This window comes from Paraniabella aurantiaca, from assembly GCF_050309965.1.
Classification (GTDB): Bacteria; Bacteroidota; Bacteroidia; order Chitinophagales; family Chitinophagaceae; genus Niabella.
Window position 1 is genome coordinate 1,909,515 of record NZ_JBLOSY010000002.1, and the last position, 17,969, is coordinate 1,927,483.

The following is a 17,969-nucleotide window of genomic DNA, read 5'->3' on the forward strand; positions in this document are numbered from 1 at the left end:
ACTTTCTCTTCGTGCAATCAGTTAGAAATAGAAATGCCTCCGGTGACGGAGGCATTCTCTTATATGTACTACGAACGGAGTGACTGATAAGCAGACTTTATAGCGGGGTTACTTTAGTGTAATATCTCCGAAACTACTGCTGATGGTAACCGAAGCCTTACCCGATCCCTGCGTACCCGAATAGGTTTTATCAAATGTGGGACCGTATTTATTCTCTTTTGTCTTGTTTACAATATCTACCTTACTGTTGTTTTTCAGGTTTCCAAAGCTGGTCTTGATATTGAGTGTTGTATTTAGCCTGGATGACACATTGATAGAGACATCAGAATACGATACTTTCATGTCCAGCTTTTCTAAGTTATCGTTTAATCCTACTTTGGTTCCCTTACAGAAGTCGATCGTGCCGGATACATTTCCTGATAGGTTATCAATTTTCATATCTGAGTAGGAAATTCTGATGCGGCCATCGTTGATAGCGGTGGATATAAGTGATCCAAACTCTACGTTCACATCTTTGGCTTTTTGAAGCTTCCCGGTTGTAATGGGGCCAAAAGATTGCTTAATGTTTACTTCGCCCTCCCAGTCCGGTATACTGCTGCTGCCAAATTCGTTCTTAATATCTAATGGATTGCTGGCTGGCATATATACCATGTAGTTAATTTCCATTTTTGACTTTTGTCCTTTGGTGTTAGTATTTCCCTGGAACTTTGTAGTAAAAGTAACCGGGTTACCGTCGCTGCTTTCTATCGTTATATTATCAAGAATGCCCTGCGCTACGCGTTCGTTTTCAGAAAAAGCTATGATGGTTACATCTACTTTAACCTCATTGCGATCCCAGGCCTTTACCTCGACCTTTCCAAACTTATTGGCTATTTTCACTCTCTGGTTACTTGATAAAGCATAACTCTTACTATAGGTCTTCCTTTTTTCGTTGGAGTTGTCCGCATGTACAGCGGAGGTTGTCAGTGCCATCAGCAGAAACAACAGGCTACAGATTTTTATAGTCCTTCTCATCGTTCAATTTCTTTTTTTTGTGTACTTGTTTTAAAATCTCGAGTTGTTTATTGAGCAGATCTGCTTGCATTTTTAAGTTGCCAATCATGGCTTCCAATAATTTTTCGCTGTTGACTCCCTTCGATAACTGCGCTTTTAACGCATCATAAGAAGTTTCCAGCATTTCGGCGTCCTTTGAGAATTCTTTATAAAGTTCGGGCTCCGTCTTCTTCAGTTCCTTCATCTGTCCCTGCTTTATTTCAATCAACTTTACGTAATGATATAATTCCTCTTCCTCCATACTTCTTTGAGGGCCTCCGCTCTTTTCTTTTTTAGGATCATTCCCCGCCAGTTGACCTTGAGGACTATCATTTTCTATTATGGGTTGGTCTTCAATAATATCTTTAGGACTCTTATTAACCATAACCGGAGTGCTATCGTTTTCATTTCCGGTTATTTTCGCAATATCTGGTGTTTGACCACCGTTTCGGTTCAGGTTATAAAAAACTACAGCTGTTGTTGCCAGCAAGGCCAAAACCGCAGCTACCTTCATCCAGCTTTTTAAGGCAAATACCCTGCCTTTAGATGGCGCCTCTTTTACTACGCTCAGCTTTCCTTCCACACGTTGCCATAGCTCGTCAGATGGAGTGTATTCATCAAACGCATTTTTATTATTCCTGATAAAGTCTTCCAGTTTTTTACTCATGCTATTGCGTTTACTGTATCGATCACCTTTTTCCTTGCACGGTGGTAAATCGTTCTTACATTATTATGAGATATATTGAGAAGCGCGGCAATTTCTTCCTGTTTCAGGCCGTCTATAACAAATAAGTTAAAGATCACGCGGTAATTTTCGGGGAGCTTTGCAATAGCTCTTTTAATTCTGTCGATATCTGCCGAAAAATCATCTTCGTCCAGTTCAGTATCGTCACCGGCATTAATATTGGTGATCTCGGCGTCTACCCATTGGATCTTCTTTTTACGCAGCAGGCTGATAGATTTATTAATAACGATCCTGCGCAACCAGGCCTCAAACGAACTCTTATAAGTGAATTTGTCCAAACCATTAAATGCATCTATAAAAGCTTCCTGTACTGTATCTTCTGCATCTGCCAGGTTATTCAATACCCGCATACTACTATTTAACATTGCCTTGGCATACCGGTGATACACTTCATAAAAGGCTTGCTTATTGCCCTCGCGGCAAAGTTCCACCTGTTCATCCAATGCTATTTCTACCGTAAGGTTCAAGTTAGTATCTGCGTCTTTTATATAATAATAGCAAAAAAGAGAAGAATGTTACACTTTGGCAAAAAAAAAATAATTTATGGTAAAATATATTTCTTAAGATGTTTATAATCAATGTCTATTGTGGATGACTGGTTGTTGGAACTCTAGACGAGGGCAGTGGTATTTTTCTATCAAATAGAAAAAATAAAGGTTTTTATGGTAAATGAGTGACCGTATGCCAGCTTGTTAGTGTTTAAGCTGTTGATATCACTTTCACTAATCATAACTTGTTCTTTCCTGCGACCAATAATGTTATAGCGGTAAGGTAAAATAAAAGGTAGAACCCTTCCCTGGTTCGCTTTCTACCCAAATGGAGCCATTATGCCGGTTTATAATCTCGGCGCTTAAATAAAGCCCTATTCCAAAGCCTGAAGTGAAATGCATTTGCGTGTTTTCTGCCCGGTAGTACCGGTCAAATACCTTCTGCTGATCCGCTTCGGTTAAACCCATGCCCTGGTCACTTACACTAACCAGAACTTTTCTTCCTTTGAGCTCATAACCAACCTTTATTTCAGTGCCTTTTGGTGAATATTTTACTGCGTTGCTGAGCAGGTTAGTGATCACCGATGTGATTTTATCATGATCAGCATTGACTATAATTGTATCATGGTTTTTCAGGTTGATCTGGTGCGTGGGTGCTGTTAATTCTGTTTCTTTTATGACGTCTGCTACAACTTCACCAAGATCGAAGTCGCTTTTGTCGATAACCAACCTGGCCGACTCCAGCCTGGACAGGTTTAAAAACCCATTAATCATAGAAGCCATTCGCTTTACCTGAACATTGGCTTTATGCATGGCCGTGGCCATGAAAGGATCTTCGCTATTCTTTAGTTTGGCATGAGCTACCTGAATAATGGCAGTTAGTGATGTAAGCGGCGTTTTTAATTCATGACTGGCCATTCCGATAAAATCATTTTTTCGCTGTTCGTCTGCTTTCTGTTCTGTTACATCCATGATTACCCCGGTAAAGGCAGAAAAAGTTCCGGAAGGGTCGGGGGCCAGGTTGCCTACTGCCCGTAGCCATCGCATCCGCCGGTCGTGCAAACCTGTTACCGGATATACTACATCAAAATCTTCACCGTGGCTGATGGCATTTTCCAGCTTGACTGCTACCATCTCCCGGTACTCATCAGAAATCTGTGCTAATGCCTGTTCGAAACTAAGCGTTTCATCAGGCTGATAGCCGAATAGTTCTTTAAGCCGGTCATTGACGATCAACTCTCTTGTAGCCGAATGCAAATACCAGGTTCCAATATTAGCCGCCTCAATCGCCAGCCTCAATGCTACCTGGTTTTCTTCAATCTTTAGTTGTGCTGCTGCCAGGCGGTTATTTAACCTGGCCAACTCTTCGTTGATGGTAATTAATTCTTCATTGGAAGCTGCCTGTTCCTCATTGGTAACGGCCAGCTCTTCGTTTATAGATTGTAGTTCATCCCTGCTTTTGGCAAGGGCTTCTTCCATTTTTTTGCGTTCAGTAACGTCCCGGGTAGTGCCTGCAACGGCTTCTACTTCGCCCGTATCGCTCAAAACCGGTATCAGTATATAATCATATATACGCCGGCCTAATATTGCATGAGGAAATGAAACCTCGCCCCGGACCGGTTGTTTGGTAGCGCGCACCTGGTCAATTTCCCGCTCATGCATTTGAGCATGCCATTCTTCATATCCATTTTCTCTTAATCCCTTGCCGATAGCCGTATCCCAGGTTTTACCCCACATGGTGAGCAAAGCGCTGTTGGCATAGGTAAAACGATAGTCCAGGTCCCATACATACATCAGGTCGGGTGTGCCCGAAGTGATGGCTTCATACACTCTTTTCTGTTGTTCGGCCTTTTCACGGGCATCCCGGAGTTGTTGTTGAATAACCATCATACCGGTTACCTCAATTACGAATACAAGTATACCATCAGGTTGTTCCTGTTCATTATAGCGGGCCTGATAAATAAAATTAAAATAGCGATCTTCTACCGGCCCATCCGGCGTACGCGCCAGAGGTACCAGTAATTCTATCGCTTCAAAAGGCTTACCCGTTCGAAAAACCTCCTGTAAAATGCCAATGATCGGAGTGTTTTTTATTTCAGGCAGCGCCTCTAAAAGGGATTTTCCTAATAATGCTCTCCCCGGAAATAGCTGTTGATAAAGTGGGTTCACCAGCTCATAAACAAAATCTTTACCCCCTAGTATGCAGATACCTGCAGGGGCCTGCATTAAAAATTTCTGTAGCTGGTCTCTTTCTCTTTGTATGGCTAATTTAGCGGCGAGCGCTTTTTCTCTTTGATGAACCTCGCTGGTATTTTCTAATATCCATACGCCTACCTTGCTAACCCTGCCTGTTGATGCAATTACAGGTGCATAAACGAAAGTGACAAAAACTGGTTCAGGCCTGCCCTGTCGGGGCAATATCATCGATACTTCATCAGCATGAAAAGGAGTTCCGGTCTTTACTACATTTTCGAGGATAGCCTGGTAAGGATTCCTGAATTCGGGAAAGGCGTCCCAGTACCAATGCCCGATGATCCGCTCCCTCGGCTTGCCGGCTACTTCCAGGTATTTATCATTGAGTAGTTCTGCCACCAGGGTTTTCGCATCAAGGATACAGATGCCAATAGGGGCAGTCTTTACCAGGGTGAGCAGGTCTTCTTCTTTAATTAAGTGCATAAGGCCCGAAAAGATAATTAAAATTTTATTGACCAGCAGGTCATTCCTGTAAAAGCGTAGCAATACTTATGCTAAAAAACGGCAGTGTTTTTGTCTTCTATTTTGAAAAATAAATATGGGTACAATAAATGAAGCAGTTGTGGAAACGGTAGAAGAGCAGGTATCACCTGTTACAGTTGTTATTAACGAGGCGGTGGGTAAAGGGTTTGATTTGATCTTTCGCCTGAAAGAAGACGGTAGCTTATGGGATCAAAACGGTATTTATTATAATCCCGCGCAAATGAAAATAGCCTATAAGCGCATTTTTGAAGGGAACCCAGAAGATGGCCGCAGCATACGCGCAACCACTATTTATTTATTACGTAATGACGAGGGCGACAAGGGAATTTTGGTAGATGCTGACGGTATTTATGAAGACAGCAGAATGGTTCGTTTTACGAATGAAGTGGAGAAACGATACGATGCTACTCGGGAGCGGAAGCTTCAAACGAAAAACAAATTGATGATAGCTGCTGCAGGATTGCTCCTGATTAGCAGCGTGCTTACATTTAAGTTAATCAGTAGCAGGAAGTAGCCCTGTCAGCTGCAATGATGTAGCCTTTAAGTGACGCCCGTTATTTTGAAAACGAAATAGTTGATTTATCGGCGTGCTAGCTAATAAGCCTGGTTGCTTCATCCCTTTGATAGCTTTATAAGTTAGCCTTAATTTATAAGCCGTCTGCATACCCCGGATTATTGCACTTGAGATTTTTAGGTACGTCCATTTTAATAAACTTCCCGGTAATTGTATTGATCTCCCAAATCTGATACACATTTTTCAATACGGATTTATTATTGTCTTCGTATGCTATCAAATAACTTCTCTCAGCAGTGTCTCCCTGCAATTGCAGTACAACGGTCGAGTAGCATCTTTTGGGGTAATTACTGGTGACTATTAATTCATCTTTGATCTCAAAATGCGCTTTCCCCTGAGCGTCATGCTTCAGCAACTTCTCCAGCACTATTTTATTTTTACCCTTTTGACATTGGTTAACTGTTGACGTATACGCGGCAACAGCATATTTGCCATTTTCGGAATGTCCTGCAACCATTCCGCCAAAACAAGTGTGAAGATGGTAAGGAGCGATTTCGGAGGTGGTTTTGCCTGCCCAGCTGCTATCTAAATAATCTTTATTAGCTAAGGGCACGGTCTCATCTTTTTTGTTTTCCGGGGATAACAGGTATGCCGCACGCTTTTCGGTTGGAGCGATGGAAGATAGTTGTCCGGAGCTTTCTTTTCGGGGTTTATTTTTCTGCTCATTGGTGCAGCTTAAAAAGACCAGTAAAATGGAGATTATTGTTGGTAATGTGCTGATTTTTTTCATTACATATCGAGTTATGTAATCCCGCCTGGGTTAGTTAATAGATGCGAAGATATTTGAAATCGGCTATGTTCAAGGCTGTAAGACTCCCTGGACGAAACTATTAAGCGCTATCTGTGCGGCACGTTAATGCAAGGCTTCCTGCAGATTTCTTTCAAATTTTCGGCGTCTTGAAGCGCTTTTCTTCATAATTTCCAACAGCTAACAGCATCAATTAAAAAGAATAGACCCCTGTGGAAACAGGGGTCGCAACCAAAACTAACTGCTTATGAGAAAATCTTTATTTAAGGTAAATATTGTAAAATTTTATTTCTAATAAAGTAGCAATAACTATGCCATTTACTGGTTTCCTTATGGTAAAAATGATTTCAGCATAATCCCCAGCAGGGCAGCAATCAAAATAATATAGGGTTCCTGTATTTTCTTCAGGTAAACCAGTGTAAGAACGCTGCCAAGTGCTATCAATGCAGTGGGAACGTCTACGATACTCCTGGAGGCAATTACTACTACTGCACCTGCCAGGGCGCCAATAACAGCGGCAGTGATACCCTCTACAAAAAATTTAACGGATTTATTTTTAGCAATTCTGCTGAAATAAGGTGCTGGAATGACCGTAAACAGGTAACAGGGTAAAAAAGTAGCTAAGGCCGCAACAGAGGCTCCCGGAACCCCGGCTACCAGGTATCCGATAAAACCAACTGTAATGACAACCGGGCCTGGTGTGATCATGGCTACCGCCACGGCATCTAGAAACTGTCGTTCGGTGAGCCAGTGATGTTCTTCTACCACACCAGCATGCAAAAAGGGAACAATGGCCAGCCCGCTACCAAAAACAAATGCGCCTGCCTTTGCAAAGAAAATAGCGATCTTAGCCAATATAGAGTCTTCGGCCACAGTCCAACCAACTTGTAAGAGGAATAAACTGTTAATAGTTGAGCGGCCGGCCCGCTTTGGTGGAGCTTTTATGAACATGTATAAGAAGCCGGCGGCTACAAACAACCATATATATTCCTGGCGGGTAATAAAAGTAATCACTGCCGCTGTTATAAAAAACAACCATAATAACCAGTTGTCCCGCGCAGACTGTACGTTCAGCTTTCCGATAGATTTGGTAGTGAGCTTATAAGAGCTTAGCGCAATGATGCCAATTACAGCTGCGCCCACACCGTAAAACACGGCCTGCATCCACGGAAGGCCGCCGTATAACCGGTAGGCCATACCCAGCAATAGCACCATCACAAAGGAGGGTAATACAAATGCCAGTCCGGCTAAAGTAGCACCTAAAAAACGGTAATGTACAAAACCCATATAAATACCCAATTGGGCAGCTAGGGGGCCCGGCGCCAGCTGTGCCAGGGCCAGTCCTTCTTTATAGGCCGCTTCCGGTATCCATTTTCGTTTCTCTACAAGGTCGCGATGCATGTAACCTACTAACGCTACAGGTCCGCCAAACCCGGTTGCACCCAGCTTTAAAAAATAAAGGATAAGCTGACGCAATGTATATGTTGCTTCTTCTTTCATAAAAAAAATCAAAATGAAATACCTATTTGAAACCCGACAGCAAAAGAGCCGGGTTGTTGGTTACCAAAACGTACCGGCATGGGTGTGGCAATATAAAAAGCCGAGCCTTTATTCTTCTTGATCACTTTACTAAGTACGGGTGTGACGCCATAGCGCCCTGAAGTTTCAAAAGCCAGCCGTCCCGCAAATCCAAAGCCTTTACCCAGGTTAACCAATACTCCCGGATGTATGAGCAGGCTGTTCATCTTGCTGCTTCCATTTTCAGCCCTGACGCCCGGCGCCAGTTCAATAGAGAAACCTATTTTTTTCGATTTCCAGATGTTGATGCCAAAGGGGAAAAAAACCTGGTAATAACCATCGAAGTTGGTACTGGTGTGTTCTTTATTGATCACCACAATTGGGTGCATGATACTGGCATAACCGGTAATTTTGGGAAAGGTTTCGACTGCCTGGGAATAAGCGGGTTGCCATATCAGCACAAAAATGCTGAATAAAAATAGGGTCAGGGGTTTATTGAAGTATTGCATGATGCAAACCTAAATATCCTCGACGTCCATAAATAGAAGGCTATTTACCTTTTGGAATGTTGTTTACTTTTTTTAAATTTTTTCGGAATTGAGACGGACTTTCACCCAGCTGCTTCCTGAATATACGGGTGAAATGACTTTGGTCGGAAAACCCTGTAAGATAGGAGATCTCCGTAAGCGAAATGCGGGGATTGGTCATGAGTTCTATGGCTTTCTCAATCCGTTTCATTCTTACATAATCGCCGAAATTCAGGTCATCAAAATATTTGGAAAATTCCCTGGACAAGTACGATGGATTTAGTTCCAGTTCTGACGATAACTTTTTGAAATCAATGCTCATTTGCGCATCCACCTGGTCTTGTATCATTTCTTTTAACTCTATTACCCATTGGGGTTGCCTGGCGGTACTTTTAGATTTAAGAAATTTAAGATACACTTCATGTAACAGGTTTTCAAAAGGACTGTTTTGCAGATGTTTTTGCTGGTATAAATGACTGGCCCAACTGTACAAGGCATCATAAATAAGGTTGCCCATTTCCAATAGCTTGTAATCATCAGCAATATTGTAAGCCAGTCCTGATGAAATGGCTAAAAGACCTGCCGCTTCATTGGCAATATCGTGCCGGTCAGTATCGGCTCCACGAACAATATTGGCTATGATCGTTATTGCGGAATCTTGAATTTGGTGTTTCTTTATAATATAATCGAAAGTACATTGGTCGCCATAATGGGTATATTCCACATCGGGTATGTCAAAAGGAATGGCGTTCTCAGCCTGCGCAATGGTCATTACATCTTTAAAGGGCACATATAAAAATTGCGCGTCGGTATCTACAAATTTTTTGATCAGCCAGGGACAGGCCAACCGGTCAATTTTCGGACGCTCCCTCGTTATCCATTTCATTCAATAAAGATAATCAGGAAGTTGCTGTAAATTGAAGGATGGTTAGAAATACCGGTGTTTTCTTTTTGTGCCCATAGTTATGAATAAGAGGCCGCTTATAGCCAACAAAGCCGCTGCAGCAATATACCGGTTACGATCTCTTGGACTTATCTCCAGCCGCTGTTTTTGCTTTTGAATGTCTGTTACCTGCCGGATGAATTCGGATGAGTTGGCATCATCATATACACCATATGCGTCGATGAGGGTGCCTTTATTACCATCTGTAGTGCTGATCAGGTAAAGAATGGCACTATCAGCAGGGTCGCTTTCCCCTTCAAACCGGTAAAAGTCATCTATACTAACTTCAGCGGGTTCGTAATACTGGTCCTTGCTGTCCCAGAGCATGCCATTGGGATTGACATTGAAGTTGGCGCCATAACCTTTTTTTCCTGCTTTATTAACCAGGTCGGATAAAGTGGCCATCTTTTCTGACGATGTATCCTCCTGCAGGTGGTTTGTTTTTGTAGTCATAATGATAATTTTCAAATCCTTTTAATACATTTTACAGCTCATTTATTAAAATACATGAACACCTGGATGTGGTCGCTGCTCATTGGGAGTTGTTTTAAGCTACTATATTTTTCTATAAATAACCTCACCACGAAAAAGCTATACATGTATGTGACTTATGCTTTACAAACATTGAGTCAAAAATGCTGCCGTTTTAATCTCCCGGCATTAATTAGAACTTAAACTTATCCACCACCCGTTTCGGAGTGCGGCGCATCTACAGGTTTGGATTCGGGCGAACCTTTCTGGCGTAGCCAGATGGATAAAATAACAATAGACGCCACACTTAGAAATTCGCTTTGCCAGTTTTGGAAAGATTCAAACCAAAAACCGCTCTCCCCGATATATTGATTCCAGGGCACAGTGGGTAATCTATCTTGCAGCTGCTCTTCGTTATGGTTTTTTAAACTGCCATAAAAATGGAGGGCAAAGGATGCGAGGAATAAGAATGTAAAAGCAATGCTTAATGAACGACTATACAGCCATAACCAAACGCCCCCTTTTTTTACGGGTGAAGGCGCGTCTGGTGTAACTTTGGGTTCACGGTCCACTTCTTCTTCTTTATCGGGGTCTTTTGATTCAGATGATCCTACCTGGAACAATTTTACGGTGAGCAACACATATAAGGCCATTTGCAAAAACTCGCTTTCCCAGTTTTCAAAAGTTGCCTGTATAAAATGGCCGCTCTGTAAATAGGCCCAGGCGTTCAGTTGTTGTTCATCATTTAAAATCAGTTCATTGTTCTTATCCGACCAGCCGGTTAAAAATTGTCCGGCCAGCGAAAACAGCATCAGCAATAGCAAAGCTATGCTCAAGCCGTTTCTTTTTAAAAAGGGATGTTTTGATGCCATAGTTAGTGTTTCGTATTGGATAAAATGTTGGCCAGCCGATGAATGGCGTTTTCTGCAAACTCCCATTGCGCTGCCGGGCCTTTGCTTTTGGGTACTAATTTTTCGTTGACCAGTAATGCGCCATTCCTCATAATGCTCACATAAGCCATCACCTCGTTGATACCTTCTTCCGGAACAGGGGTGGCAAAGCCGGTGATGCCAATGCCGATCTGTGATCGAAAGAGCGTACAGGCTGACCGGGCCAGCTGTGTACTGAGCTCGCTGCTTACCCCTTTTACTTTTTCCGCATATACCGGGTCTGCTTTTACGTGAATGGCTTTCTGGGCAGAATTGTAAACAGTAATACCGCCCTGGTAAATTTGTTGGGCCTCTTTTGCTGTACTTAACATAAACTGTATGGCACCAGAAGTTACACTTTCTGCTGTCGCGATCGTTTCACCATTTTGAATACAAAATTTTTTGATGAGCTCCAGCTGATTGCTGAGAGTCTTTGAAATAAGTTCATTGTTCATAAAGAAGGGCAGACAATTTTAATACCGAATCGCTTGCCGGTTAAAAAGAAGATGCAGATTTTTTTTTTGGATGAAAGGCATAAATTTTGGTGCAGAGCAGTAATAGCATTATCAGTAAACAAAGCATCCAATGCCATCTTCGGTTATTGCCAGTTATGGTTATGATAAAGAGGAGCAGATACTGCGAATCGTATTTGTATCGGGAATGATATACGTGTATAAAGGGGTGCCACTGTCTATATTCGAATCATTTAAAAGGTTGGGTAGTAAAGGCATTTACTTCAACCAGTTTATAAAGAACCGTTATGCCTTTGAGCGGGTTAATGAATGAATGCAGTGATGCGAGGCTCAGTATCGCGAACTATTACGGAATAGCTGACTGCGGGGGATCTTATGCATACACCAACACGCAATGAGTACCAGTTCTGTAAAGGCATCCAGCAGGTATACCCATTTAATCACACCTTGCAGGTAATACCAAACATCTATTACCATCAAACCTAAAGCTGCAGATGCCGCTATCAAACGGATCAGCCTGTAATCAGTGTTATAACAGGCGCCATAAAGTAAAGCAAGGGACATGCAGAGAATAAGTACACTTACGGTCTTTACAAGCCATATGTCCTGCTTAGGTCCGGTAGCCATCATAAAGCTGTCAATATGTACCAGTGGCCAAGTGGCAGTGAGTGCATAATAGATACCCTGTATCCACAACAGATGTACAATAAAGCGGCTTCTTTTCATTGTTGAGTATTCAGGAAATGATATATGTGCAATTAACGTTCCGGTTAGGAGTGCATCGCAAACTTTGCAGGGCCGGTAAGTGGCAAAGAATTTGGGTAGTACTTCTTTTTAACCTTCTAAACATACTTACATGAAAGCAGCACTGATCAAAGGCCCCCGCAATATATCTTATGACACCGTTGATGATCCGGCGATTCAGGATGATCGCGATATTATTTAAAAAGTAACCGCTACAGCAATCTGTGGATCCGACCTGCATTTATATAGTGGTGGTATCCCCCAGGTGCGTCCCATGGTCATGGGCCATGAGTTTATGGGCATTGTAGAAGAAGTGGGCAAAGGAGTTAACAATTTGAAACAGGGAGACAGGGTAGTAGTGCCATTCCCCGTGGCTTGTGGCCGTTGCTTTTTTTGCCAGCATGATGTGCCTGGAAATTGCGAAAACAGCAACCCGGAACATTACGGTTCCGAAGGTGGATTAGTGACGGAGAAGGGAGGCGGACTATTTGGCTACAGTGATTTGTATGGCGGATATGATGGCGGTCAGGCCCAGTATGTGCGGGTACCTTATGCGGATTATGGTCCCCGTATTGTACCAGGAAATCTCACCGATGAGCAGGTGTTGTTTCTTACGGATATTTTTCCTACGGATTATACGGGTGTTGACTGGGGTGAGTTGCAACCCGGGCAAACGGTTGCAATTTTTGGCGCTGGTCCGGTAGGGATCATGGCCGCTAAAAGTGTTATACTACGCGATGCAGGCAAAGTGATCATTGTGGATACATTACAGTATCGGCTGCACAAAGCAGCCCAGCTTACCGGTTGCCATACTATATTATGGGAAGACGGCGCTAAGGATGTGGTGGCACAGATCAGGGACCTGACAGAAGGCCGTGGAGCAGATCTATGCATTGAAGCAGTGGGCTTTGAGCCTTCGAGGGGTATATTAGAGAAAGCGAAAGCAGTGATTAATTTCGAAGCAGGTTCGGTTAAAGTGCTGGAAGCATGTATGAGTGCGGTGAGAAGAAGTGGCTATGTGTCGGTATTAGGGGTCTACCCAACTACCTATGACAATTTTCCTATAGGCCAGTTTTTTGATAAGGGTATTATCCTGAGAGGCGGTCAGGCGCCTGCTCATAAATATATCGATATGCTGATGGGTTATGTAGCAGAAGGTAAGGTGAAATTGGATGATATTATTACGCACCGTTTGCCACTTTCGGAGATCGCACACGGCTACGAAATCTTTAATAAAAAACAAGACAATTGTGTAAAAGTGGTATTAGATCCCTGGAAGTAAGATTCCTCTTTTGTGGAATTATTTACACGCATAAAACCATTAGTTGTGGAATTGCCGGCTCTACACCGCGCGAAGCAATGCAAATCACTGAGCTAAATTTTTAAAGCAGTCATGGCTTTATTCTTGTTGCGATCTACACATACTTAAACCTTATTGATATATTTTTATTATGGCAAAAGCAGCTACAACCACCAGAAAAGCTACCCGGCCTACTTCGGCGGGATTAGCTGATTTATTAAGGCAACGCCTTCAAACTATTTATTGGGCCGAATCGGAGCTGGTAAAGACTTTACCCCAATTGAAAGAGCAAAGTAATTCGCAGGAGTTACAGGCGGCTATAACCGAGCATATTGCACAAACACAAATGCATGTTACGAGGTTGGAAGAGATATTCTCAGCCTTAAATGAAAAAGCAGGCGCAGTTAAATGCGAAGGGCTACAGGGCATTTTAAAAGAAGGCGCAGCAACCATTAGCCAGGCCGAAGAAGGCCCCGTTCGTGATGCCGCAATTATTGGTGCTTGCCAGCTGGTGGAGCACTATGAAATTGCTTCTTATGGAACCCTGGCGGCTTATGCAAAAGTGCTGAATGAAAAGCAGGCATTAGATCTTCTTCTCAAAACACTAACAGAAGAAAAGAAGTCGGACCAGATTTTATCTGGAATAGCCGATACGCATCTCAATGCGTCGGCTGCCAGCCATGCATAGTATTCATTTTTTCAATAAAAATTTCAAACACCGTATACATGGAAGACAATAATAAAAGCTATAATAATGGTAATAATCCCAAGGCCGAGCAATTAAAAGCCTATACCAGCAATCACCAGGGTGAATATCTGAATACCAACCAGGGGCTAAAAATAAATGATGATCAGAATTCTTTAAAAGCGGGAGACAGGGGCGCTACGTTGCTGGAAGATTTTATCCTGCGCGAAAAAATAACACATTTCGATCATGAACGTATTCCTGAGCGGATTGTTCATGCAAGAGGTTCGGGAGCGCATGGTTATTTTGAACTCTATGAATCAATGGAGCCCTACACAAAAGCTAAATTATTTACTGACACATCAGCAAAAACACCTGTATTTGTGAGGTTCTCTACGGTAGCAGGTTCCAGGGGATCAACGGATATGCCCAGGGATGTACGGGGTTTTGCCGTAAAATTTTATACGCAGGAAGGAAATTATGACCTGGTCGGTAATAATATGCCGGTATTTTTTATACAGGATGCGTTGAAGTTTCCCGACCTGGTGCATGCCGTAAAACCCGAACCTCATAATGAAATTCCGCAGGCAGCGTCAGCGCATGATACTTTCTGGGACTTTATAGGGCAAATGCCAGAAAGTATGCACATGATACAATGGCTCATGAGCGACAGGGCTATTCCGCGCAGCCTCAGGATGATGGAAGGATTTGGCGTACACACCTTCCGTTTTATTAATGCCGAAAATAGAGCCAGCTTTGTCAAGTTTCACTGGAAGCCCTTGCTGGGTGTACATTCGGTAGCGTGGGATGAAGCACAGCGTATATCCGGAAAGAACAGCGATTTTCACAAGCAGGATCTTTGGGATGCTATTGACCAGGGCCAGTATCCCGAGTGGGAACTGGGCGTGCAGATTGTGCCTGAAGAGGATGAACATAATTTCCCCTTTGACCTGCTGGATCCCACTAAGATCATTCCCGAAGAAATGGTTCCTGTAAAGAGAATCGGTAAAATGACATTAAACCGGAACCCTGATAATTTCTTTGCCGAAACGGAGCAGATCGCTTTTCATCCGGGCCATATCATACCGGGTATCGATTTTACCAATGATCCTTTATTACAGGGTAGATTGTTCTCCTATACCGATACACAGCTATCGCGTTTGGGCGGTCCTAATTTCCACGAAATACCCATTAACCGTTCCATTCCTGAAGTGCATAATCACCAGCGTGATGGTATGCACCGCATGCAGATCAATAAAGGTAAAGTGGCCTATAATCCCAACACACTGGCTGGTGGCTGCCCCTTCCAGGCCAAGATGGCTGAAGGTGGCTTTCATTCTTATGAGGAGCGGATCGACGCGAAAAAAGTAAGAGCGCGTAGCCAGAGCTTCTTTGATCATTTTAGTCAGGCTACATTGTTTTACAACAGTCAGTCCAAAGCAGAGAAGCGCCATATACAAAATTCTTTTTCTTTCGAACTGGGAAAAGTAATGGTAGAAGGTATCAGGCAAAGAATTGTAGATATGTTGCTGGAAGTAGATGCGGACCTGGCCAATATAGTAGCCGCTAACCTGGGACTGGTTCCTAAGAAATTGTCGCAACCTATTACCGGGAGTATCCCTGCAGATGGTGATCCGGAATCGCATCATTCTTTTAAAGGAGAGCTGCCTGTAGCTGTATCTGAAGCATTAAGTATGCAAAATACCATTAAAGATATCAAGACGCGCAGGATTGCTTTACTGGCGGCTGATGGCGTAAACGCTGAGGCTCTGTTACAACTTAAAACCACCCTGGTTGAGGCCGGAGCTAGCTGTAAAGTAGTCGCACCCAAGCAAGGGTTTATCAGCAGTAATAATGGCGAACTGGTAAAAGTTGACGAAAGTTTCCTGATCACTTCCTCTGTTTTGTATGATGCGGTTTTTGTAGCTGATCATTCCAATACAGCCCTGTTGGCAAGTTGTAAAGATGCGGTGCATTTTGTAGCCGAAGCTTTCAAACATTGTAAAGCTATCGGGGCTCCTGAAACCAGCAATGCACTGTTACAAATTGCGTTACCCCAGGAGGCAATTAATAGTGCAGGCATTATAACCGATGGCAATACGCAGGAATTTATACACGCTGTAGCACAACATCGCTTTTGGGAGCGGGAAGAAACACCTGTGGTGGCTGCATGACCATTGTTATCATTCTAATAAAGCAATATTTTGTATATCGAAGTTAAAACTTAAGGAAGAAGTAAACCCGCCACAGGAGCAGTCGAGGCCCGGGTTAGAAGGTCAGATGAAACCTGTACCGGAAACCGACCCTTTGGGTAAAGGCTCCGGTAAGCTGCAATCCAAAAGGTTACTGATCACCGGCGGTGATAGTGGTATAGGGAAAGCAGTAGCCAATTTGTGGAGCAGGGCGCCGATTTTATATCCGGCTTTATAAAGGATAAGCTTTCTGTCGAGAAGATCCAATCTTTGGTGGAGCTAAATAAAGACCAGGCCAAAGTAGTGAATTATGATGGCGAGGCTTATGCTATGTACAAGGATAATGGTGGGCAGTTGCAAGCTGTGAGTTGTGCCTGTACGTATGTTCATTGCAACGTGGTTTGGAACAATGCGGAAAAAACTTGGGATTGTCCCTGCCAGGGATCCAGGTTTAATATTAATGGCAAAGTACTGAATGCGCCGGCTGTAAAAGACCTGGAACGGGTACATTTGGCTGAAGAACCAGCCTCGACCAGCTAAAAAACATACCTGTCGTATAAAATTCAGAGTGCAGCAACAGGGAAGGATGTATACATACTTCAATAATTTACGGTCATAAAAAAGGAGCAAACTGCGCTCCTTTTTTATGCACATAAGTATAAAGCCATTAACTTAGGCATTTAACCGGTTTTTTAGAGCGTATAGGGAATTTTTAGCCGGGAGTAAATTATTAGCTGAAACCGTTAAACCGATCAATAACATATGAAAATAAAAAAAGATGCAGGGCCGGCACAGGAAAAAGTGCTGGGCGAAAAGGAAAGGATCATTGTGGTTGGCGGCTCTGCGGGTGGTGTAAATGCATTAAGGGCGTTCGTTAAAGGCCTGCCTGCAGATTTTATGTCACCCGTTTTTATAGCCTGGCACATGTCGCCCGATGCCAGCGGTATCCTGCCTGAATTATTAGGTACTCTTACTTCTCTGAAAGTGGCGCATGCGCTCGACTATGAGCCGATAGCGCCGGGACGCATTTACGTAGCGCCACCCGACCATCACCTGTTGATAGAGCAGGGGCATGTGCGGGTAACACGTGGTCCTAAAGAAAACCGTTTCAGGCCTGCGATAGATCCGCTGTTCCGCTCCGCGGCCTATGCCTACAGGAACCGTGTCATAGGCGTTATTGTATCCGGGGCGCTAGATGATGGGGTTGCAGGTCTCTGGACTATCAAGAATAATGGTGGCATCTCTATTGTTCAGGATCCGGCTGACGCCGATATCCCATCCATGCCACAGAATGCATTACGGGACACCCCGGTCGATCATTGTGTGCCTGCTGCCGATTTCCCGGCCTTACTATTAAAGATTACCCAACAACGAATGCCGGCGAGAAGGTCGAAGCCGGAGCCGGTGCCGGTGAAGCTGGAAAAGGATATAGCCGGGGACGTAAAAGGCGCTGGTATGAAAGCCTTTAGTCTTGGCGAATTAAGTCCTTTCTCCTGTCCCGAATGTCATGGTGTGCTGGCCCTCATTAAAGAGGGAAACATTATCCGTTATCGTTGCCATACCGGCCATGCGTATTCTGCCGACACCTTATTGTCGGGATTGACTGAACAGGTAGAACAGGAATTGTACAGTGCGATGCGGGGTATGGAAGAAAGCATTTTATTGTTGAATCATATGGGCGACCATTATGCCGAGGATAATGAACCCGCTAAAGCTGCTTTCTGTTTTAAGAAAGCCAAAGAGGCGGAAGAACGGTCGCAACAGGTGCGTAATATTATCAGCAACCAGGAGGCGCTAACCAGGGAGCGGATTACAGAAGAGCTGAATATGGGGAAAAACAAAACGGCATAATAACCGGGTTCTG

Annotated in this window: 20 protein-coding genes and 1 pseudogene; 9 read left to right on the forward strand and 12 right to left on the reverse strand. The window is 43.5% G+C overall.

Annotated elements, in window-relative coordinates; all coding sequences use genetic code 11:
* Positions 1–108: 108 nt before the first annotated feature.
* The 4 genes from ACLOAU_RS22115 to ACLOAU_RS22130 form a co-directional block, all read right to left on the reverse strand.
* Positions 109–1,014, reverse strand: coding sequence for a DUF4097 family beta strand repeat-containing protein (locus ACLOAU_RS22115; protein WP_427864085.1), 906 nt, complete (start codon positions 1,012–1,014; stop codon positions 109–111).
* On the reverse strand, positions 989–1,699 hold the full coding sequence (locus tag ACLOAU_RS22120; RefSeq protein WP_427864086.1) for an anti-sigma factor: 711 nt from the start codon (positions 1,697–1,699) through the stop codon (positions 989–991). Before ACLOAU_RS22120 ends, ACLOAU_RS22115 begins: the two co-directional genes overlap by 26 nt.
* Positions 1,696–2,244, reverse strand: coding sequence for an RNA polymerase sigma factor (locus ACLOAU_RS22125; RefSeq protein ID WP_427864087.1), 549 nt, complete (start codon positions 2,242–2,244; stop codon positions 1,696–1,698). The genes ACLOAU_RS22120 and ACLOAU_RS22125 overlap by 4 nt, the downstream gene beginning before the upstream one ends.
* Before the next feature lie 291 nt (positions 2,245–2,535).
* Positions 2,536–4,941: a PAS domain-containing protein gene (locus ACLOAU_RS22130; protein WP_427864088.1), complete on the reverse strand. Its 2,406-nt coding sequence runs from the start codon at positions 4,939–4,941 to the stop codon at positions 2,536–2,538.
* A 115-nt stretch (positions 4,942–5,056) separates the two neighbouring features.
* Here ACLOAU_RS22130 and ACLOAU_RS22135 point away from each other — a divergent pair, with 115 nt between their 5' ends.
* Positions 5,057–5,515: a hypothetical protein gene (locus tag ACLOAU_RS22135; protein ID WP_427864089.1), complete on the forward strand. Its 459-nt coding sequence runs from the start codon at positions 5,057–5,059 to the stop codon at positions 5,513–5,515.
* A gap of 133 nt (positions 5,516–5,648) precedes the next feature.
* Here the strand turns inward: ACLOAU_RS22135 and ACLOAU_RS22140 are convergent, their stop codons facing one another.
* The 7 genes from ACLOAU_RS22140 to ACLOAU_RS22170 form a co-directional block, all read right to left on the reverse strand.
* On the reverse strand, positions 5,649–6,305 hold the full coding sequence (locus ACLOAU_RS22140; protein WP_427864090.1) for a hypothetical protein: 657 nt from the start codon (positions 6,303–6,305) through the stop codon (positions 5,649–5,651).
* 348 nt (positions 6,306–6,653) lie between these two features.
* Entirely contained in the window at positions 6,654–7,823 is a 1,170-nt protein-coding gene (locus ACLOAU_RS22145; protein ID WP_427864091.1) for a chromate transporter, read from the reverse strand.
* Positions 7,824–7,831: 8 nt separating this feature from the next.
* Positions 7,832–8,350 carry a hypothetical protein gene (locus ACLOAU_RS22150; protein WP_427864092.1) on the reverse strand — a complete coding sequence of 173 codons (519 nt, stop codon included), beginning with the start codon at positions 8,348–8,350 and terminating at the stop codon, positions 7,832–7,834.
* A 40-nt stretch (positions 8,351–8,390) separates the two neighbouring features.
* Positions 8,391–9,254: a chromate resistance protein ChrB domain-containing protein gene (locus ACLOAU_RS22155; RefSeq protein ID WP_427864093.1), complete on the reverse strand. Its 864-nt coding sequence runs from the start codon at positions 9,252–9,254 to the stop codon at positions 8,391–8,393.
* Positions 9,255–9,296: 42 nt separating this feature from the next.
* Positions 9,297–9,764, reverse strand: coding sequence for a hypothetical protein (locus ACLOAU_RS22160; RefSeq protein WP_427864094.1), 468 nt, complete (start codon positions 9,762–9,764; stop codon positions 9,297–9,299).
* 224 nt (positions 9,765–9,988) lie between these two features.
* Positions 9,989–10,654 (reverse strand): DUF6766 family protein, encoded by a 666-nt coding sequence (locus ACLOAU_RS22165; RefSeq protein ID WP_427864095.1) that lies wholly within the window; start codon positions 10,652–10,654, stop codon positions 9,989–9,991.
* 2 nt (positions 10,655–10,656) lie between these two features.
* Positions 10,657–11,166 (reverse strand): CinA family protein, encoded by a 510-nt coding sequence (locus tag ACLOAU_RS22170; RefSeq protein ID WP_427864096.1) that lies wholly within the window; start codon positions 11,164–11,166, stop codon positions 10,657–10,659.
* A gap of 130 nt (positions 11,167–11,296) precedes the next feature.
* On the opposite strand from ACLOAU_RS22170, the gene ACLOAU_RS22175 reads away from it, so the two are divergent.
* Positions 11,297–11,497 (forward strand): KTSC domain-containing protein, encoded by a 201-nt coding sequence (locus tag ACLOAU_RS22175; protein ID WP_427864097.1) that lies wholly within the window; start codon positions 11,297–11,299, stop codon positions 11,495–11,497.
* Positions 11,498–11,514: 17 nt separating this feature from the next.
* On the opposite strand, the gene ACLOAU_RS22180 is transcribed toward ACLOAU_RS22175, so the two are convergent.
* Complete coding sequence (locus ACLOAU_RS22180) at positions 11,515–11,910, reverse strand: hypothetical protein (RefSeq protein ID WP_427864098.1); 396 nt, start codon at positions 11,908–11,910, stop codon at positions 11,515–11,517.
* A 232-nt stretch (positions 11,911–12,142) separates the two neighbouring features.
* Between ACLOAU_RS22180 and ACLOAU_RS22185 the strand changes: the two are divergent.
* The 7 genes and pseudogenes from ACLOAU_RS22185 to ACLOAU_RS22215 all read left to right on the forward strand — a co-directional run.
* Positions 12,143–12,472 (forward strand): annotated as a pseudogene (locus tag ACLOAU_RS22185) (alcohol dehydrogenase catalytic domain-containing protein); the annotation flags it as partial.
* A 165-nt stretch (positions 12,473–12,637) separates the two neighbouring features.
* A complete protein-coding gene (locus tag ACLOAU_RS22190) occupies positions 12,638–13,210 on the forward strand; it encodes an MDR/zinc-dependent alcohol dehydrogenase-like family protein (protein WP_427864310.1) in 573 nt (190 codons plus the stop codon).
* Between the two features lie 169 nt (positions 13,211–13,379).
* The gene (locus ACLOAU_RS22195; RefSeq protein ID WP_427864099.1) at positions 13,380–13,916 is read left to right on the forward strand and encodes a YciE/YciF ferroxidase family protein; all 537 of its coding nucleotides are present in this window, start codon (positions 13,380–13,382) and stop codon (positions 13,914–13,916) included.
* A 38-nt stretch (positions 13,917–13,954) separates the two neighbouring features.
* Entirely contained in the window at positions 13,955–16,087 is a 2,133-nt protein-coding gene (locus ACLOAU_RS22200; protein WP_427864100.1) for a catalase, read from the forward strand.
* A 106-nt stretch (positions 16,088–16,193) separates the two neighbouring features.
* Positions 16,194–16,343 (forward strand): hypothetical protein, encoded by a 150-nt coding sequence (locus tag ACLOAU_RS22205; protein ID WP_427864101.1) that lies wholly within the window; start codon positions 16,194–16,196, stop codon positions 16,341–16,343.
* Positions 16,307–16,645: a Rieske 2Fe-2S domain-containing protein gene (locus ACLOAU_RS22210; RefSeq protein WP_427864102.1), complete on the forward strand. Its 339-nt coding sequence runs from the start codon at positions 16,307–16,309 to the stop codon at positions 16,643–16,645. Before ACLOAU_RS22205 ends, ACLOAU_RS22210 begins: the two co-directional genes overlap by 37 nt.
* 222 nt (positions 16,646–16,867) lie before the next feature.
* Positions 16,868–17,956 (forward strand): chemotaxis protein CheB, encoded by a 1,089-nt coding sequence (locus ACLOAU_RS22215; protein ID WP_427864103.1) that lies wholly within the window; start codon positions 16,868–16,870, stop codon positions 17,954–17,956.
* The last annotated feature ends 13 nt before the right edge of the window (positions 17,957–17,969 follow it).

Coding starts and splice junctions, on each gene's coding strand:
- ACLOAU_RS22130 (WP_427864088.1), bottom strand. CDS start 4,941: ATGCACTTAATTAAAGAAGAAGACCTGCTCACCCTGGTAAAGACTGCC.
- ACLOAU_RS22195 (WP_427864099.1), top strand. CDS start 13,380: ATGGCAAAAGCAGCTACAACCACCAGAAAAGCTACCCGGCCTACTTCG.
- ACLOAU_RS22135 (WP_427864089.1), top strand. CDS start 5,057: ATGGGTACAATAAATGAAGCAGTTGTGGAAACGGTAGAAGAGCAGGTA.
- ACLOAU_RS22200 (WP_427864100.1), top strand. CDS start 13,955: ATGGAAGACAATAATAAAAGCTATAATAATGGTAATAATCCCAAGGCC.
- ACLOAU_RS22165 (WP_427864095.1), bottom strand. CDS start 10,654: ATGGCATCAAAACATCCCTTTTTAAAAAGAAACGGCTTGAGCATAGCT.
- ACLOAU_RS22120 (WP_427864086.1), bottom strand. CDS start 1,699: ATGAGTAAAAAACTGGAAGACTTTATCAGGAATAATAAAAATGCGTTT.
- ACLOAU_RS22115 (WP_427864085.1), bottom strand. CDS start 1,014: ATGAGAAGGACTATAAAAATCTGTAGCCTGTTGTTTCTGCTGATGGCA.
- ACLOAU_RS22175 (WP_427864097.1), top strand. CDS start 11,297: ATGCCATCTTCGGTTATTGCCAGTTATGGTTATGATAAAGAGGAGCAG.
- ACLOAU_RS22190 (WP_427864310.1), top strand. CDS start 12,638: ATGGCCGCTAAAAGTGTTATACTACGCGATGCAGGCAAAGTGATCATT.
- ACLOAU_RS22205 (WP_427864101.1), top strand. CDS start 16,194: ATGAAACCTGTACCGGAAACCGACCCTTTGGGTAAAGGCTCCGGTAAG.
- ACLOAU_RS22215 (WP_427864103.1), top strand. CDS start 16,868: ATGAAAATAAAAAAAGATGCAGGGCCGGCACAGGAAAAAGTGCTGGGC.
- ACLOAU_RS22170 (WP_427864096.1), bottom strand. CDS start 11,166: ATGAACAATGAACTTATTTCAAAGACTCTCAGCAATCAGCTGGAGCTC.
- ACLOAU_RS22150 (WP_427864092.1), bottom strand. CDS start 8,350: ATGCAATACTTCAATAAACCCCTGACCCTATTTTTATTCAGCATTTTT.
- ACLOAU_RS22145 (WP_427864091.1), bottom strand. CDS start 7,823: ATGAAAGAAGAAGCAACATATACATTGCGTCAGCTTATCCTTTATTTT.
- ACLOAU_RS22160 (WP_427864094.1), bottom strand. CDS start 9,764: ATGACTACAAAAACAAACCACCTGCAGGAGGATACATCGTCAGAAAAG.
- ACLOAU_RS22140 (WP_427864090.1), bottom strand. CDS start 6,305: ATGAAAAAAATCAGCACATTACCAACAATAATCTCCATTTTACTGGTC.
- ACLOAU_RS22180 (WP_427864098.1), bottom strand. CDS start 11,910: ATGAAAAGAAGCCGCTTTATTGTACATCTGTTGTGGATACAGGGTATC.
- ACLOAU_RS22155 (WP_427864093.1), bottom strand. CDS start 9,254: ATGAAATGGATAACGAGGGAGCGTCCGAAAATTGACCGGTTGGCCTGT.